The organism is Limnochorda sp. (assembly GCF_047459355.1).
GTDB lineage: Bacteria > Bacillota > Limnochordia > Limnochordales > Limnochordaceae > Limnochorda.
This window is the reverse complement of record NZ_VSCV01000067.1, coordinates 1-2,565: the sequence shown is the minus strand read 5'-3', so window position 1 is coordinate 2,565 and position 2,565 is coordinate 1. Positions and strand designations below refer to the sequence as shown.

The window sequence follows — 2,565 nt, the reverse complement described above, 5'->3', positions numbered from 1 at the left end:
GGAGAGCGGAGGGGGCGGCGGTTTCTGAAGCCAGGCTCCCGGGAGCCCTGGTACCGCCGCCCGCTCGAGGGTAACGGCCGGAGATCAGCCGTCCTGCAGGAGCTGCTCCACCCGGGCCACCTTCTCCTCCATGGTGGCCACCCGGTCCCGGCGGTCGTCGATCTTGATCACTGTCGAGACCCGCTGGGCGCCCGCTTCCACCACGGCCTCCTGCGCCCGGCGGATGGCCCGGAAGATGGCATCCAGGTCGCCCTCCAACAGGGTAAACATGGCGTTCAGCTCCACCCGGAGCCCCGGTTCTTCCCGGAGGGCCCGCTCGGCCGCGGCGACATAGGGTGCCACACTGGTGGTTCCCGTGCCCAGGGGCGTGATGCTCACGGCTGCGATCGCCAAGGCCCTTCACCTCGCTCGTGATGGGTGACCAGGCCTGAGGGCTCGCTGAGCGCGATCCCAGAACCTGGCTGGAGGTAGGCTTCGAAAAGAGCGGGAGCAGCTCCTCCGTTGGTCCGGGATCCGATTAGGATTCGGGGTCGGTGGGGCGCGCGCCCGCCCAGGCGGGGCGGAATCCGTCAGCCCGCTCGCCGTCGGCGGCCAGGCCGTCCGAGGGGTTCTCGGCGACGGGCAGGCGGGTGCGGACCACGGCCCGACGGGGCTCCCGGGACGGAGCCTCCGGGGGCGGGGCTGGCGGGGCAGAGACGGCGGTGCGGGGCTCCGGTGTTGTCTCCCGTCCCAAGGGACGGCGGCTGGGGTCCACGATTCGGAGCGCTTCATAGGAGCGCCGGAGGTCGGGCAGGCGGCTCATCAGGCGGAGACCCAGGTTGACGGCCAAGGCAGGCAGGGCAAGCTCGGTCCGGTGGCTCAGCACCGCCTGGATCTTGTCGGTGAGGATGGGGGTGACATCCACCAGGGCATTGGGCCGCCGGGTGCCGCAGAAGGCCAGCTTCACCTGTCGTTCCCGGTCCAGGCGCTCCGCGAGCCGGAGGACGGCTTCACCGCAGATCTGCTCGGCCGCCAGGTCGGGTCCGGCCACAGGATCGAGAGGATCGAAGGCCAAGACCACTTCCGGTTCGACGTCGGTCCACACCGTCTCCAACTGCTCCGCCACCCTCCGGGCCTCGAAGGGGGTGGCCACTTTCAGCATCTGGATCCGGTGGTAGCCGATCCGATGAGCTGCCTCCAGGGCCTCGTCATCCTGCTCCGCAAAGGATTCGTCGGGGAGGTCGCCCGGGGTGACCACCGCCACGATCACCGGCACGCCCGCCAGCACCAGGCGGCGGAGGGTCCCGCCGGCATACCGCTCGAGCTGGAGGGGGCTGGCGGTGACGGCCAGGCACGGGCCGGTGGCTTCCAGGAAGTGTCGCCCGAGGAACCGGGCCAACCGTGGGTTGACGGGCCGGTAGGGGCGGGCCGCCAGGCGGTAGCCGGTGTACGCGGCCGAACCCAACAGGGTGGTCCAGAAGAGGACCCCTTGCACCCGGCGGGCCCACCGGGCAAGGACCGGGACCTTTCCACGAGCCTGGGGAGGGCGACGGCTGGATGGCATGGGAGACCACCTCCGGCGGTACGACTGCCAGGGCACGGCACGTCCTGAGCGGACCTAGTCTCCCTCCCACCAAAGCCGCCATACCGCCCACCCTTTGGCCAGGTGTTGGAAGGGTGGCCTGGTGTCAGGCGATCCACCGCTCCAGCTCGCCCGTCTGGATGAGCCGGAGCAGGTCTGCCAAGCTCCCCTCGGCCCGGGGCGGCGGGGCCGGGTGGTCCGCCCGGAGGAGAAAGTCCTTGGCTAAGAAGGTGGCGATCCCCACGTTGGCCGCCGGCATGTCGTCGTGCACATCGTTGCCCACCATGACGCAACGGCTCGGCGGAACATCAATGGTTTGGCAGAGCTCCTCGAAGAAGTGGGAGCTTGGCTTGCAGGCGTGGAAGGCCTCCATGTGGGTGATGTAGTCGAAGGCCTCGGGGTCCAAGCCGCCCCACTCCATCCGCTGGACGATGGCCGTCAGGGGAAAGAGGGGTTGGGTGGCGACCACCACCAGCCAGCCCCGGGCCCGGGCTTCCGCCACGACCTCAGGGGCGGCGGGGATGGGCTCCACCAGGGGGCGGAGGGACGGATACTTCTCCGTGTAGAACCACTCCGCCTGCTCCCGGGCCCACGCCTCGTCGATCCCCACCCGCTGGCAGAAGGTGTCGAAGAAGCGCTGGGCGTTGGACCGGTCCGGACGGCCCTCCAGCATCTCTGTCACTCCTGCCATAAAGGCAGGGCCGAACAGCTCACGCGGCACCCGTGGCGCGTACGCCTCGGCCAGGAGCTTGGCGTACTCCTTGAGGAACCGCTCCAGATCGACGTTGATCAACGTGCCGTCCAGGTCGAAGAGCAGGGCTCGCGGCGCGTCCCGGCCGGAGACGGACGTCTTCAGCAAGAGGAGCACCTCCGGGGTTGTCCGTACGAAGCTCGGATCTCAATTATACCTGTCAGGCCAAAGGTTGTCAGGGCGCCCGGCTCGAGGCTGGAGCGGCAGGCCGACGTTTGGGCCGGGAGCTCGGTCTCGTCTTTCCCGGTGGGGA

3 protein-coding genes are annotated in these 2,565 nt (G+C 69.6%); all 3 read right to left on the bottom strand.

What is annotated here, in order from left to right; genetic code table 11:
• Nucleotides 1-84: 84 nt before the first annotated feature.
• The gene (locus FWJ67_RS10800) at nt 85-393 is read right to left on the bottom strand and encodes an MTH1187 family thiamine-binding protein (RefSeq protein ID WP_304173938.1); all 309 of its coding nucleotides are present in this window, start codon (nt 391-393) and stop codon (nt 85-87) included.
• 124 nt (nt 394-517) lie between these two features.
• Nucleotides 518-1,474: a PIG-L deacetylase family protein gene (locus tag FWJ67_RS10795; protein WP_414482815.1), complete on the bottom strand. Its 957-nt coding sequence runs from the start codon at nt 1,472-1,474 to the stop codon at nt 518-520.
• 193 nt (nt 1,475-1,667) lie between these two features.
• Nucleotides 1,668-2,420 carry an HAD family hydrolase gene (locus FWJ67_RS10790; protein ID WP_414481856.1) on the bottom strand — a complete coding sequence of 251 codons (753 nt, stop codon included), beginning with the start codon at nt 2,418-2,420 and terminating at the stop codon, nt 1,668-1,670.
• Nucleotides 2,421-2,565: the final 145 nt, after the last annotated feature.